At 68.2% G+C, this 12,574-nt stretch carries 13 protein-coding genes and 2 pseudogenes; 5 read left to right on the plus strand and 10 right to left on the minus strand.

Annotated features, from left to right (window positions below):
* Positions 1–28 precede the first annotated feature (28 nt).
* The 4 genes from JQX13_RS07060 to JQX13_RS07075 all read left to right on the plus strand — a co-directional run bounded on the left by JQX13_RS07060 (position 29) and on the right by JQX13_RS07075 (position 4,386).
* The gene (locus tag JQX13_RS07060; protein WP_203408287.1) at positions 29–373 is read left to right on the plus strand and encodes an acyl carrier protein; all 345 of its coding nucleotides are present in this window, start codon (positions 29–31) and stop codon (positions 371–373) included.
* A complete protein-coding gene (locus tag JQX13_RS07065) occupies positions 370–1,428 on the plus strand; it encodes a type III polyketide synthase (RefSeq protein ID WP_203408288.1) in 1,059 nt (352 codons plus the stop codon). Before JQX13_RS07060 ends, JQX13_RS07065 begins: the two co-directional genes overlap by 4 nt.
* A gap of 27 nt (positions 1,429–1,455) precedes the next feature.
* On the plus strand, positions 1,456–3,300 hold the full coding sequence (locus JQX13_RS07070) for a fatty acyl-AMP ligase (RefSeq protein ID WP_203408289.1): 1,845 nt from the start codon (positions 1,456–1,458) through the stop codon (positions 3,298–3,300).
* Between the two features lie 198 nt (positions 3,301–3,498).
* Entirely contained in the window at positions 3,499–4,386 is an 888-nt protein-coding gene (locus tag JQX13_RS07075; protein ID WP_203408290.1) for a zinc metalloprotease, read from the plus strand.
* Between the two features lie 178 nt (positions 4,387–4,564).
* Here the strand turns inward: JQX13_RS07075 and JQX13_RS07080 are convergent, their stop codons facing one another.
* Together JQX13_RS07080 and JQX13_RS07085 are read right to left on the minus strand one after the other, a co-directional pair.
* The gene (locus JQX13_RS07080) at positions 4,565–5,842 is read right to left on the minus strand and encodes a glycosyltransferase (protein ID WP_203408291.1); all 1,278 of its coding nucleotides are present in this window, start codon (positions 5,840–5,842) and stop codon (positions 4,565–4,567) included.
* A 5-nt stretch (positions 5,843–5,847) separates the two neighbouring features.
* Positions 5,848–6,300, minus strand: coding sequence for a hypothetical protein (locus JQX13_RS07085; RefSeq protein WP_203408292.1), 453 nt, complete (start codon positions 6,298–6,300; stop codon positions 5,848–5,850).
* A gap of 148 nt (positions 6,301–6,448) precedes the next feature.
* On the opposite strand from JQX13_RS07085, the pseudogene JQX13_RS53770 reads away from it, so the two are divergent.
* Positions 6,449–6,715: pseudogene (locus JQX13_RS53770) on the plus strand (hypothetical protein); the annotation flags it as partial.
* Here the strand turns inward: JQX13_RS53770 and JQX13_RS07090 are convergent.
* From JQX13_RS07090 to JQX13_RS07120, 8 genes and pseudogenes are all read right to left on the minus strand, one after another.
* On the minus strand, positions 6,666–7,220 hold the full coding sequence (locus JQX13_RS07090; protein ID WP_203408293.1) for a hypothetical protein: 555 nt from the start codon (positions 7,218–7,220) through the stop codon (positions 6,666–6,668). The pseudogene JQX13_RS53770 and the gene JQX13_RS07090 sit on opposite strands and share 50 nt — an antisense overlap.
* Positions 7,221–7,333: 113 nt before the next feature.
* A complete protein-coding gene (locus JQX13_RS07095) occupies positions 7,334–7,963 on the minus strand; it encodes a hypothetical protein (RefSeq protein WP_203408294.1) in 630 nt (209 codons plus the stop codon).
* 250 nt (positions 7,964–8,213) lie between these two features.
* Positions 8,214–8,489: a hypothetical protein gene (locus JQX13_RS07100; protein WP_203408295.1), complete on the minus strand. Its 276-nt coding sequence runs from the start codon at positions 8,487–8,489 to the stop codon at positions 8,214–8,216.
* Positions 8,490–8,494: 5 nt separating this feature from the next.
* Positions 8,495–11,209 (minus strand): serine/threonine-protein kinase, encoded by a 2,715-nt coding sequence (locus JQX13_RS07105; RefSeq protein WP_203408296.1) that lies wholly within the window; start codon positions 11,207–11,209, stop codon positions 8,495–8,497.
* Between the two features lie 11 nt (positions 11,210–11,220).
* Positions 11,221–11,742, minus strand: coding sequence for a hypothetical protein (locus tag JQX13_RS07110; protein ID WP_203408297.1), 522 nt, complete (start codon positions 11,740–11,742; stop codon positions 11,221–11,223).
* A gap of 204 nt (positions 11,743–11,946) precedes the next feature.
* Positions 11,947–12,081, minus strand: a complete 135-nt coding sequence (locus JQX13_RS55280; protein WP_275424985.1) for a hypothetical protein — start codon at positions 12,079–12,081, stop codon at positions 11,947–11,949.
* Positions 12,082–12,084: 3 nt separating this feature from the next.
* A pseudogene (locus JQX13_RS56170) lies at positions 12,085–12,234 on the minus strand (hypothetical protein); the annotation flags it as partial.
* 18 nt (positions 12,235–12,252) lie between these two features.
* Entirely contained in the window at positions 12,253–12,564 is a 312-nt protein-coding gene (locus tag JQX13_RS07120; protein WP_203408298.1) for a hypothetical protein, read from the minus strand.
* Between the last annotated feature and the right edge of the window lie 10 nt (positions 12,565–12,574).

Here is a 12,574-nt window from a genome sequence, read left to right on the forward strand (position 1 = left end):
GCTGACTCGCCCGAGGCGGGAGGTCCATATGCACCGGCAGGAGATTCTCGATCACGTCCGTAACATCATCCTCGCCACCAACAGTGGCCTGTTCCCGGACGACGTGAGCGAGTTCGCCTCGATGACGTATGATCTGGGCATGGATTCCTTCCACCTCGAGTCGATGATTTCCCGGCTCAAGGACGAAGTCGCCGACATCGAGTTCACCCCCTGGTACATCAAGGCCTCGCGCCGCGGTCATGACACCGTGGGCAGCCTGGTGGACTTCATCGATGAGCGCCTGTCGCGGACCGCATCCGTGAGCACCGCCCAGCCGCGGGCCTCCGACATCTCCCCCGCCGGGCCCGGTGAGCTCGACGTGGAGGTTGCATGACGCTGGCAGCACCCCGCCGTCCCACCCTGCTGTCCATTGCCTCCGCCTTCCCGTCCCTGGCCATCACCCAGGACGAGCTCTACGAGGACCTGTTCAAGCACTGGTACAAGGACATCCGTAACGCCGAGCGCATCATCAAGAACACGGGCGTGCGCCGGAGGTTCTTCGCGTGGGATCCGCGCGTGGAGCTCAAGAACGGCAACCCCGGCGTGGGAGATCGCGTGCGCGTCTACGAGCGCGTGGGCCTGGAGGTGACGGGCCGGTCCGTGGAGCAGGCGCTCGGGACGATGGATCGCTCGCGCGTGGGAGCCTTCACCATGACCACCAACTCGGGCTACTCGGGACCCGGGTTGGATCTCTTCATCGCGAAGAAGCTCGGGCTGCGCTCCAGCATCCGCCGCACCTTCGTGGGCCACATGGGCTGCTTCGCCGCCTTCCCCACGCTGCGGGTGGCCATGGACAGCATCGCCGCGCGCCCCGACGAGTACGTCATCGCCAACGCGTCCGAGTACGCCTCGCTGCACTACCACTCCACGCCGGATCCGGAGCAGGCCGTCATCCATGGCCTCTTCGGAGACGCCACGTGCACGGCGGTGATCGGCAGCGCCCCGGATGGCGAGGGCGTCCAGTTCATCCGCTCCCACACCGAGCAGCTCTACGAGACCCACGAGCTGATGGGCTGGCACATGCACAACGACGGGTTCCGAATGACCTTGTCGCCCTATGTGCCCTTCGTGCTCGGCGAGCACGTCGACGCCTTCCTGGAGAAGCTGCTCGGCCCGGAGAAGCTGACCGCCGGCGACATCCAGCACTGGCTCATCCACCCGGGCGGACCGAAGATCCTCGAGGCGCTGGCCCGCCAGCTCAAGCTGGGCAAGGAGCGGATGCGCGCCAGCTGGCACGTGCTGAGCGAGTACGGCAACTGCGGCGCCGTCACCGTGATGCTGGTGCTCGAAGAAGTCCTGAAGACGGACAAGCCCAAACGCGGCGAGTACGGCGTGATGATGGGTTTCGGCCCCGGCCTCACCGTCGAGGGCCTGCTGGTCCGGTTCTGAGTCGTTATCCACCGAGGACACACACCGATGAGCCAGGAGCCACTGCGGCGGCAGACGGGTCACGTCCAACTCGGCCCCGGCGTGGGGCGCCACCCCACCCGTGACCTTCCCCAGCGGGCCCCCACCCGCGCCACCCCGGCCCCCGTGCGAACGCTGGCCGAGGCGGTGGTGCACTGGGGACGCACGCGCCCCTCACAGCCCCTCTTCTACTTCGTGGACCTGGAGGACCGCCTCACCGTCCTCACCGCGGGGGAGCTGCACCACAACGCGATGCGCCTGGGCGCCAACCTGCGCGCGCGCGGCGTGAAGCCAGGTGACATGGTGGTGCTCTCCTTCGACACCAGCCCCGAGTTCCTCGAGTGCTTCTTCGCCTGCGGCCTGGTGGGCGCCACGCCCTGCCTCATCGAGCTGCCCTCCTCGAAGGTCTCCGTGCAGGCCTGGGGCGAGCGGCTGCGCGTGAAGCTGCGGCTGCTCGACGCGCGGGCCATGCTCATCGATCCGGACTTCGTGGACCTGGCGCACGAGGCCCTCCTGGACTTCCATCCCGAGCCGGGCCACGAGGCCCCCTTCGTGACCACCCCGAAGGAACTGGAGGCCGACGCCGAGCCCTTCGAGCCCCCCACCGTCGACGCGGAGCAGGTGGCCTTCATCCAGTTCACCTCGGGCACCACGGACGCGCCCAAGGGCGTTCAAATCTCCCACCGGGCGCTCATGGCCAACTGCGCGGCCATTGGCGAGGGCGGCCAGTGGGACTCGGATGACCTGATGGTGTGCTGGCTGCCGCTCTACCACGACATGGGACTGGTGGCCTCCACCCTGTCCTCCTTCGTGCACGGCCTGCCCACGGCGCTCATCCCGCCCTTCGGCTTCCTGCTCAAGCCCTCGCGCTGGCTGTGGGCCATGCACTACTTCCGCGCCACCTCGTGCTTCGCGCCCAACTTCGCCTACCAGCTGTGCGTCAAGCGCATCAAGGACGCGGAGCTCGAGGGCCTGGACCTGAGCGCGTGGGAGCGGGCCTACAACGCCGCGGAGTTCATCCACGCCGACACCGTGCGCCAGTTCTCCGAGCGCTTCCAGCCCTGCGGCTTCGAGCAGGACGCGTGGTTGCCCTCGTACGGCATGGCGGAGATGGTGGTGGGCGTGTCCTCGCGGGCCCGGAACGAGCCCCTGCGCATGGAGACGCTCTCCCGCTCCGCGCTGGCCTCGCGGCGGCGGGCCGAGCCCCACCCCGACGGCAGGGGCCCGGACGCGTTCACCGTGCTCAGCGTGGGCCGGATGCTCAACGGCATCGAGCTGCGCATCGTCGACGACGAGGGCCGTCCGGTGGACGAGCGCCAGGAGGGTGAAATCCTCCTGCGGGGCACGTCCCTCTTCAGCGGCTACTTCAAGAACCCCGAGGCCACCGACGGCGTGCTGCGCGACGGCTGGCTGTACACCGGGGACCTGGGCTACGTGGCCGACGGCGAGCTCTTCATCTGCGGGCGCAGCAAGGATCTCATCATCAAGGCGGGTGAGAACCACCACCCGTACACCATGGAGAACGCCGCCTCCCAGGTGGCCGGCATCCGGGTGGGCTGCGTGGCCGCCGTGGGGGTCAACAACCTCCAGACGGGCACCGAGGACATCGTCATCGTCTGCGAGACGACCGAGACGAAGCCCGACGCGCTGCGCCAGCTGTGCAAGCACGTGGAGGAGATGGTCTACCAGGGCTCCGGCGTGCGCCCCAACCGCGTCATCCCCGTCGCCCCGCACACCGTGCCCAAGACGACCAGCGGCAAAATCAAGCGCGCCTACATCCGGCAGAACATCGAGGCCTTCGAGAGCCTCTCGCTGCTGGTGACGCCCCCGGCCCGGCAGGCCATCGTCCACTGACCGCCCCCGCCTGGGGTTACACGGACTTCATTTCCCGACGCCGGAGCGCCCCAGCGCTCCGGCGTTTTGCTTTTTCACAACTCTCCGGGACTCCCACATGTCCGCATAACTGGAATCTTTCAGAAGCGTCACTTCTCCCCTTGTGAGACTCGAATTCTTGGTATATAGGCTAGACCAATTTTTCCTGAGGAGTTGGAAATGTCCCGTGGCGGTGTCTCCAAGAGTGGGAAGTTCGCGGTGGTGCTCGGCGCCGTCATGGCGCTGACGGGTTGCAACAACGCCGAGCAGCAGCCGGCCGAGGAGCAGCAGCCCACGCAGCAGGAAGTGAGGAGTGGCTGCGCTACGGTGGACCTCACCGAGGCCGAGAAGGCCACGGTGGAAATGGCGATCAGCGGCCGTACGCGCGCGCAGGCTCGCGCCAACGGCTCGGTGAACGTGAACGTCTACTGGCACGTCATCAACAACGGCACGGGCATCGCCAACGGTGACATTCCCCAGACGCAGATCGACGCGTCCATCGCCGTGCTGAACGACGCGTACAAGAACACGCCGTTCAAGTTCACCCTGGCGGGCGTGGACCGCACCACCAACTCGCAGTGGTACACCTGCTCCGGCGGCGGCTGCGAGACGAAGATGAAGAACGCGCTGCGCAAGGGCGGCGCGGGCGACCTCAACGTCTACTCCAACAACATGGGCCGTGGCCTGCTGGGCTGGGCGACCTTCCCCTCCAGCTACGCCTCCAACCCGAAGATGGACGGCGTGGTCATCCTCTACAGCACCGTGCCCGGCGGCACCGCGGCCCCCTACAACGAGGGTGACACGCTCACCCACGAGGCCGGCCACTGGTTCGGCGCGTACCACACCTTCCAGGGAGGCTGCACCGGCTCGGGCGACTACGTGAGCGACACCCCGGCCGAGTCCTCCGCCGCCTACGGCTGCCCGGTCGGCCGCGACACCTGCTCCACCTCCGGCCTGGATCCCATCACCAACTTCATGGACTACACCGACGACGCGTGCATGAACACGTTCTCCGCGGGCCAGGCCGACCGCATGGACGCGCTGACCATCCAGTACCGCGGTATCTGATTCGCGCCCGAGAAGTCCCGAAGTCTCGAAGTCCTGACGCCGGAGCGACCCCAGACGCTCCGGCGTCTTTTTTCGTGCGGGTCAGCCGGGGACGAGGTGGTAGCTGTCCACGCGAACACCCGGCATGACCACCGTGGGAAGCAGCTCCGCGGAGAACACCCGGAGGAGCCTGTCCCTCCTATGACATGCGCGTGCGCCGCCCCGCCGCGGGGAGATGGATCCTCACGAGCGCCCGCCGCCCGGAATCGGCTGGAGCCGGATGGCCCCCTCGGTCGGAGGCTCGACATGAGGTCGCTCGGGCCGCGCACGCGCGGTGCGTGAGGAGGCTGCTGCCTGGCCCCACGCGCAGCCGATGGCCGCGCCACTCCACGCTGCGACGCACGAGGCCGCGCGCCCAGGCCGCGAAGAGCAGCGCGTCCTTGAGCGGCAGCGAGAGGAGCATGCGCCACGGCAGGCGCAAGGGGCGCATCGCGCTCGCCACGGTGAGATCGTACGCCCCCTTGAGCCCCGCCACCGCGCCCGCCAGGGCGAGCGCGCGCGGCACGGGCCACAGCAACGCCCCGATGAGCGCGAGCGGCCCGGGGTGCAGGAAGAGCTGGGCCACATAGGCGGGCGTTGACAGGAGGCTGCGCTGGATGACGCTCCACCGCATGTAGCGCGCGTAGAAGTCGCCCACCCGCTTATGGGTGCTCACCGCGATGACGCAGTGGGGTGCGACGACCACGCGCTTGCCCAGGCGCTCGCGCACCAACTTCCCGAGGACGTAGTCCTCGGCGAGCAGATCCTTCACCGCCTCGAAGCCACCCATGCGGGCGAGGTCCGCCCGCCGCAGCGCCATGCTCTTGCCCACGACCACGGAGCGACCGCCGCCACGCTTCGCGGCAATCATTCCCGCGCCCACCCCGCACGTCATCTGCAGGTTGTCGAGCAGCGAGCCGAGGCTCCTCTCGCCCACGCCGGCCACCGGGTGGGTGACGAGCCCCACCTCGGGATCCTCGAAGGCGCGCACCACGCCCGCGAGGTAGCCCTCGGGGGCACGCACGTTGGAGTCGGAGATGATCAGCAGCTCGTGGCGCGCGGCGCGCTCGAGCGTGAGGAGCTGGTTCACCTTGGGGTTGAGACCCGGGGCGCCCTGCTGCACCACCACCCGGAAGACGTGCGGCCAGCGGCGCGCCGCCTCCTGGGCGAGCGGGTATGCCGCGTCCTTCACGTCACGCACCCCGAGGAGCACCTCGTAGGGGCGCCCATCGGTGCACTGGCCCACGAAGGAACGCAGGTTCTCCTCCAGCTCGTCGTCCACGCCGCTCAGCGGCTTGAGGACCGACGCGCCGGGGCCTCCTCGCGGCGCACGCGTGGACGCCCCGCGCGCACGCGTGAGCACCGTGCCCGCGATGGCGAGATGCACGAGCATCCCCACGCCCGACAGCGCGAGCAGAACCTGACCCGCCTTGGACATCCCCCTCATGTCTCCTTCCTCCCGCCCGAGAAACCGGGTGGACGTGGCCGAGGGCGCGGGGCCGAGCGCGGGAAGACGACGTAGCGCAGGAGGCGCAGTTGTCCCACGGTGAAGACGGCCACGTCAGCCGCGAGTTTGGCGAGCACCACCAGCACGCCCACGCGGTCGGCGAGCCAGCCCACCAGCACCGCGTGCACCAGCATCGCACTGCCCGTTGCCGCACCGTAGCGCAACACCTGCGGCCCGAGCCCCGCGCCCACCGGGGTGGGTAGCCCGGCGAGCTTCACGCACGCGAGCAGGGTGAGGATGTCGAGCACGGTGGCCACCCCGCCCACCGCGAGCGAACGGGTGGCCCACGAGCGCCCCAGGTGGCGCCCGAGGCAGGAGAAGGCGGCAGTCGGCGCGGCGGGCACGGCCTCCCCGCCCCGGACAACACTCACCTCATCGACTCCAGTCACACCGCGCCCCATCCACATGGAACAATCTACGGCTCATGCCCCACCGTCCCGGGACGCTTGTGCACGGGCGCTCCTCAGGCCGCCTGGAGTACGTCTCGGGTTCTGGGCGTCGGCAGCGCGTTCTTCGCGAGCCGGTTGCTCTTCAAAGGGTCTTGCGGCGGTGGTTGCCACGCTCTCGAATGCAGCGGGGTCTGGCACGCTGCTGATCGCTTCCCACCAGGGGCTTCGTTCCATTGGACAGCTCGCCGTTCTGGGCGTTGTGTCCACCTTCCTCGGAACCACGGTGCTCTGCCCCTCCTTCCTCGCGCTGCTCGAGCGGTGGAAGGAGCGCGGCCGGGGAAGGAATGGCGAGGGTGGAGTCCCGCTCAATCGGGCAGGGAGAAGCGGTAGACGACCTCCAGGTCACCCCTGCTGAAGCCCTTGAGCACCTCGTGCGGAATCTCCTTGCCGCTCAGGTAGGTGAGCCCGCCAGACGCGAAGCCCATCACCGACAGCTCGAAGTAGATGTGCGGCCGGGGCACGCCGGTGATTCGCAGCTCCACCACATTGCCGCGGACCTGCGCCGTCAGATCGCCCTCGGTGAAGTACCCCTTCCAGATGCCCGGGGTGAACAGCGCGAAGCGCCGGTAGTCCCCCTTGCTGAACAGCGCCTTGAGCTGGCCCTGGCCCAGCGCGTACTCGGCGGACTTCAGGCCGTATTTCCAATAGGCGTGCGGATCCCCCGCGTAGAACTGCTGGGTCATGGCGTCGTTGAGCCGCAAGAAGGCCTCCGCCGGGATGCGCGTCACGGGCAACACGGGCTGGGCGAAAACGGGGTCCCGCTTCGCCTGCTCGGCGAGAAATGAGAGCCAACGCTCCCTGCCGAAGGTCTGCTCCGCCTGGAGCTGCCGTGCCAGGAACGCGACGCCTTTGACATCCATTCGTGTGCCTCCACTACTACCGTCCGGCCCGTATTCTGCGATGGGTCGCGCCGCCATGCGAGACGCAGTGCGACAATCGCAATAGCCGCCGGAGCCCCAGCCCGTCTTGCCAATCAGGGTGTGTACACCTCGGCCGTGGAGACATTCTCAGCATTCGAGAGTTCACCGCCCGCCACCAGCACCTTGCCCGACGTCAGCAACGTGGCCGTGTGGCCCTCGCGGAGCTCATCCAATGAGCAAGTGGGAGACCAGCTCGGACAGTCCGGGATGCCCACGGCGGAGAACCGGGTGGTGACCGACTGGTCCAGGACATCGCTCACGGTGGCCGTGAAGGACGCGGTCTCTCCCGGTCCCAGACACGCGGGGGCCGTCCAGCGGGCCTGGCTCGTGGTGGCGGTCTCCTGCACGAGACTCAACGTGCCGACACTCGCGGACCACGAGAAACGAAGTCCGCATCCCAGTGGATCCTCCGCGGTGACCTGGAAGGACAGCTGGCCCGTCCCCTCCACATAGGAAGAAGACTCGGGCGCCTCGCGGAAATACGGTGCCATGGACTCATCCCCGGCCGCACTCACCTCACGCGCCGGGGCGCGCAGGCAGAACTCTCCCAGCTCCTTGTCGAAGTCGATGCAGCCGGAGAGGAAGACCAGCAGCCCCCCCACGCTCGCGGGCAGCCATGCACGGCCTCGACTGCCACCAATCCCGGACACCTCCGCGACGGGCACAGCGGATGCGATAGGCATGGCCAGAGGGGCGGCTCGTATGGCCTGGGGCGAGGGAGCGGACACGACCGGTGGCTCGGGCCGCGCCTCGGGCTCGGCCTCGCGGCTTGGTATGGCCCGCTTCGCCAGGCCGCGCTTCACCTGAGCGCGCAAGGATTCGAACCGCCGCCCCGCGCGTGCGCGCGCCAGGGCATGAGCACGATACGGCCCAGCAGCACCCGCCGCGAGCCCCATCCCACCAGGCACGATCGAGAAACGGATTCGATGCCGCTCAGTCCATCTTCCCATCCCCCGCGCCCCCCCGCTCGGACGGAGCACCGTCCAGGCCCCGCGCCGTCTCGTCCTCGATACCGGAGATGAGGGCATCGACGCAGGACATGAGTTCCTCGAAGGAGTACGTCAAGAGCTCCGAGAGGTTCTCATCGCCACCGGGCTGCGAGGCCTCGTCGGGGAGGGAGCTGTACCCGTCGGGCCGCGCCCCGGAGGGCTTCGGGTCCTTGTCTGAATCGACAGGCAGGGAAGACGGCTTGGAAATGGTCTTCGACATGTCCACTACTCCAGTCCACCAGCCGTCCCAGCCCCCTGGAGAGGAAGTGGTTGGAAGCGATGTGATCCACGGCCCTGGCCAGCACTCCCCCTGCCACCTCGTTCACTGACCACCTCGACCCCGCCACCCGAGAGCATCTTGGGAGCCACCACCGCGGCGCCACCAACGACCACGAGCCCGACGGCGCCCATGGCGATCCACTTGAGCAGCGAGGATCTGGGAGCCGCGGGTTTCGGCGCGGCCATGGCTGGAGCCTTGGGAGAAGCAGCCACCGGAACGGCTCCCGGCGCCACCCGGGTCATCGTGCGGCCGGACACCGGGACGGCGGGCTGCCGCGTGGGCTCGGGCGCACGGGGCGGACGTGCCGGCGTGGAGCGCGAGGCAGCGGCCGAAACCACGGGCGCCGGAGCCGAGGCGTTCCGAGCCGGAGGCGTGGGCGGCAGGAACCGGCAGACCTCGGTGCGCTCGTCCTCGCCAGCCGCGTCCGGGGGAGGCGCGGGAGGACGCGGTGCCGTCACCGCCTGGCGCTGTGGCATGACCCTCGTCCCGCCCTGAGTGACGGGCGCGCGAGGCGGACTGCCCGAACCCGAGCCCTGCTGTCCCCCCACGCTCGGAAACGAGCCCGTGCACAGGGCATTCTGGGTGGGGCCGAACTCCGCGAGCCGATCGCCCAGCGTGGCCTTGAAGAACTGGGCCACCGCCGCCGGCGACGAGTGGAGCCGGTGGCGGACCATCACCGCTTCGATCTCCTCGCGCATGGCCGCGGCGGACGGAGTGCGACGCGCCGGATCCTTCACCAGCGCGCGCAGGATGAGAGCCGACACGTCCTGGGGAATGCGGGGCTCGAGCTGCGACGGCACGGGCACCGGTTCACGCATGATGGCGTTGAGCGTGGCCGCGTCATGGTCGCGCCTGAAGGGCAGTTGGCCGGTGAGCAGCTCGAAGAGCACCACGCCCAGGGCGAACACGTCGTTGCGCGCGTCCAGGGGGCGGCCCGCGGCGGCCTCGGGGGAGGCATAGGAGATCTTCCCCTTCAGCTCGCCCGACCGGGTGTTCTCCTCGCCCTGCACCTTGGCGATGCCGAAGTCGCTCAGCTTGATGGCGCCATCGAGCGAGATGAGGACGTTGTGGGGACTCACGTCGCGGTGCACCACCGGGTGGGGCACACCGGCCGGATCCACGTAGCCGTGCGCGTAATGCAGGCCCGCGGCCGTCTCGGCGACGATGCGCAGCGCGTGCTCGATGGGCAGGGCCAGCCCCTTGCGCCGCAGCTCGTTCATCAGCTTCTTGAGATCCGGGCCACGCACGTACTCCATGAGGATGTACGCCACGCCATCGTTCATGCCCACGTCGAAGGTCTGCACGACATTGGGGTGCGTCAGGCGCGCGTTGGCCCGCGCCTCCGCGAAGAGCATGTCGACGAACTCCGCGTTCTCGGCGAACTGCGGAAGGACCTTCTTCATCGCCACGAACTTCTCGAACCCCTTCACACCGACCTGCCTGGCGAGGAACACCTCGGCCATGCCGCCCTGGCCCAGCTTGCGGATGATCTGCAGCCGGGTGGCGCTGCTGGAATTGCCGATGTCCGAGCTACCGCCCTCGGCGTCCGGCACCAGCCTGGAGGAGCCGAAGAGGTACTGGCTGAGGGCCCGCGGCTCGAGCGCCTCGAAGTCCTCCAGCGGCTGCTCCACCAGCGACGAGCGGCCGAGCAGCGGCACCAACTGGGGGATGGAAGGAAGGCGCGCGATCCCACCGCAGATGGGGCACTCGCGCTCGGGGCTGGCGTTGACGCGCAGCTTGGCCAGGTACTCGGAGGCCAGGGCGCGCTGGTGGTGCTCGTGGCCGCAGTTGCGGCACTCACACGGCAGCCACAGCGTGCCAATCCGCGCGGAGAGCTTCTGGGTGAAGCGCGTCAGCGCGCCGAGCACCGGCGGGGGCACCCGGCACAGCACCACCCTGGCGCCCTGTGCCGCCGCGCTCAACACCTGCTCCAGCCTGGGGACGGCCTCGGGCTCCACCAGGGTGACATGGGAAAAGTCGAAGGCGACGCGCCCCTCCAGGCCCGAGGCCAGCCGGCGCACGTTCAGGTCCCTCGTCAGCTCGCTGGCGAGGGTGATGTACGTGATGTCGTCCTGGACGATCTTCAAGTGCGTGGTGAGCGGGACAGGCGCGCTGGGTGTGGTGGCGCGCAGGTAGCGCATCACCACCGGATCCACCGTGCCGAGCTGCTGGCGCCGGGCGTAGTCGAAGAACTCGCTCGGCAGCTCCGCGAGCACCAGTTTCCCGGCGCACACCGGGCAGGAGTGCTCGGGGGCGCGGCCCTCGGCGATGAGGGGCGCCTCCGCCTGCAGGTCCACCACGCGCAGCCGGTCCTCGCCACAGGCCCGGCACGTATAGGGCGCCAGCACCGACAGCACCCGAGACACACCGGCGAAGCCCTCCACCATGTTGAGCTGATCCACCATCACCGGTGGCGCGTTGACCACGTAGAGCGAAATGCCCCCGGGAGGCAGCTTGCTGGCGAACTCGACCCACCGCCGCACGCCGAAGGAGCTGATGCGCTCCACCCGGCCGAGGTCGACGATGATGAGCCCACCAGGGTCTGGCGAGGAAGACGTCAGCGGGAAAGTCTCATCGATGATGCCAGCGATGCGGATGTGATTGATGGTGCCCACGCGCACGCGGCTGATGGTGGCATTGGAACCCTGCTGCGTTTCCATCGTCCCGCTCCTCATTTCGCGCGAATCCGCTCGGGGAAGGGCTCGGCCAGGCCCGCCTCCCTCGCGCTGGCGTTGGCGGTCTTCTGCGCCTGGAGCGCTCTTTCCGCGGCGGCAATGGCATTCATCTTGGACTTCGAAGCGATGCTCTCCGCATTCGTCACGGAATCAGCGGTCCGGTTGACCATTTCGATCGCGTTCCTCAATGCCACTTCGTCGCGCTCGACCTTCGTCTTCGCCGCATGAAGTGACTCGATGGTGGCTGGGCGGCTGCTCGCCGCTGACGCCTGTGGGTCGACCAACTCCTGATGCATCTTCCTGGAGCGCTCGAGCTCCCTCTCGGCGGCGGCCTTCCGCTCCTTGGCGATACCATGGACGATCCGGGCTCGCTGGAGCCGCGTCCCATCCGCGTGGGCCTTCCACGATGCGATCCGCGCCGCTGCGCAAAGGAGCACAGCCATCGCCTTGTCCTCAGCGGCCTTCCTTGCTTTCTGTTCCGCGCTTGCGCCTGTGTCACGGACGAGAGGAGAGGACATGAAAGGGTCCTACGAAGAGTGGATGGATCGGGATGACGCGGAGCCGTTCTTTCGGGGATAAAAGAGGGAATGACCCGGCCGGCGTCCCAAAAATCCCTGGTCGCTCGCGTGGCCATCGTGCCCGCATCCGCCACACTGGAAAGCAAGGACTCCTCTCGGAATCCCATTCCATGAGAATGTGAAAGAACGGCCGCGTCACGGACTCTACTTGACCATCGTCCCGTAACCCTTGATGTGCCTGTCATCCCAGGCCACCGTGTTCCGGGTGACGCTGTTCTGGGAGTTGCCGGAGATGTACGTGATGTACTTCTTGCCGTTCTTCTCGAAGACCTTCTCCACGATGCCGACGTGGGTTGCCTTCGCGTTGAGGCTTCCATCCTTCTGGAAGGTGACCGCGTCGCCCTTCTTGGGATCGCGGCGTCCCTTCCACTGGCCCTTCGCCTCGAGCTGATCAGCAATCCCCTGCGCGAGGGAAGACCTCGGCTTCGACAGACCGGCCTCCTTCGCCGCCTAGCTCACGAAGTCCGCGCACCACTCCTGGCCATTCCTGCCGGTCATCTCCTTCGTGAACTTGTTGCTGTTGTTGCGCCCCTCCTTGTAGCCAAGCTGCCCCCTGGCCGCGTCGAGGAGCTTGTCGATCTTCTTGTCCTTGTCGCTGGAAGACTTGCCAGCCCCCTTGGAGCCGTCGACGAAGGTGTCCCGGGTCGAGTGGCCCTTGGGCTTCTCCGCCGGCTTCTCTGGACGTACCGTCGAGCTGGCGATGGCTGACCGGAGCATCTTGGCGGCGAAGTCATACTTCCTGGACGCAGTGGAGATATCCATGGTGCTTCCT

It is taken from the genome of Archangium violaceum, from assembly GCF_016859125.1.
GTDB classification, from domain to species: domain Bacteria; phylum Myxococcota; class Myxococcia; order Myxococcales; family Myxococcaceae; genus Archangium; species Archangium violaceum_A.

Bases quoted from the DNA above. Each gene is read 5' to 3' on its own strand.
- JQX13_RS07060 (WP_203408287.1), top strand. From the start codon at position 29: ATGCACCGGCAGGAGATTCTCGATCACGTCCGTAACATCATCCTCGCC.
- JQX13_RS07065 (WP_203408288.1), top strand. From the start codon at position 370: ATGACGCTGGCAGCACCCCGCCGTCCCACCCTGCTGTCCATTGCCTCC.
- JQX13_RS07070 (WP_203408289.1), top strand. From the start codon at position 1,456: ATGAGCCAGGAGCCACTGCGGCGGCAGACGGGTCACGTCCAACTCGGC.
- JQX13_RS07075 (WP_203408290.1), top strand. From the start codon at position 3,499: ATGTCCCGTGGCGGTGTCTCCAAGAGTGGGAAGTTCGCGGTGGTGCTC.
- JQX13_RS07080 (WP_203408291.1), bottom strand. From the start codon at position 5,842: ATGTCCAAGGCGGGTCAGGTTCTGCTCGCGCTGTCGGGCGTGGGGATG.
- JQX13_RS07090 (WP_203408293.1), bottom strand. From the start codon at position 7,220: ATGGATGTCAAAGGCGTCGCGTTCCTGGCACGGCAGCTCCAGGCGGAG.
- JQX13_RS07095 (WP_203408294.1), bottom strand. From the start codon at position 7,963: ATGCCTATCGCATCCGCTGTGCCCGTCGCGGAGGTGTCCGGGATTGGT.
- JQX13_RS07100 (WP_203408295.1), bottom strand. From the start codon at position 8,489: ATGTCGAAGACCATTTCCAAGCCGTCTTCCCTGCCTGTCGATTCAGAC.
- JQX13_RS07105 (WP_203408296.1), bottom strand. From the start codon at position 11,209: ATGGAAACGCAGCAGGGTTCCAATGCCACCATCAGCCGCGTGCGCGTG.
- JQX13_RS07110 (WP_203408297.1), bottom strand. From the start codon at position 11,742: ATGTCCTCTCCTCTCGTCCGTGACACAGGCGCAAGCGCGGAACAGAAA.
- JQX13_RS07120 (WP_203408298.1), bottom strand. From the start codon at position 12,564: ATGGATATCTCCACTGCGTCCAGGAAGTATGACTTCGCCGCCAAGATG.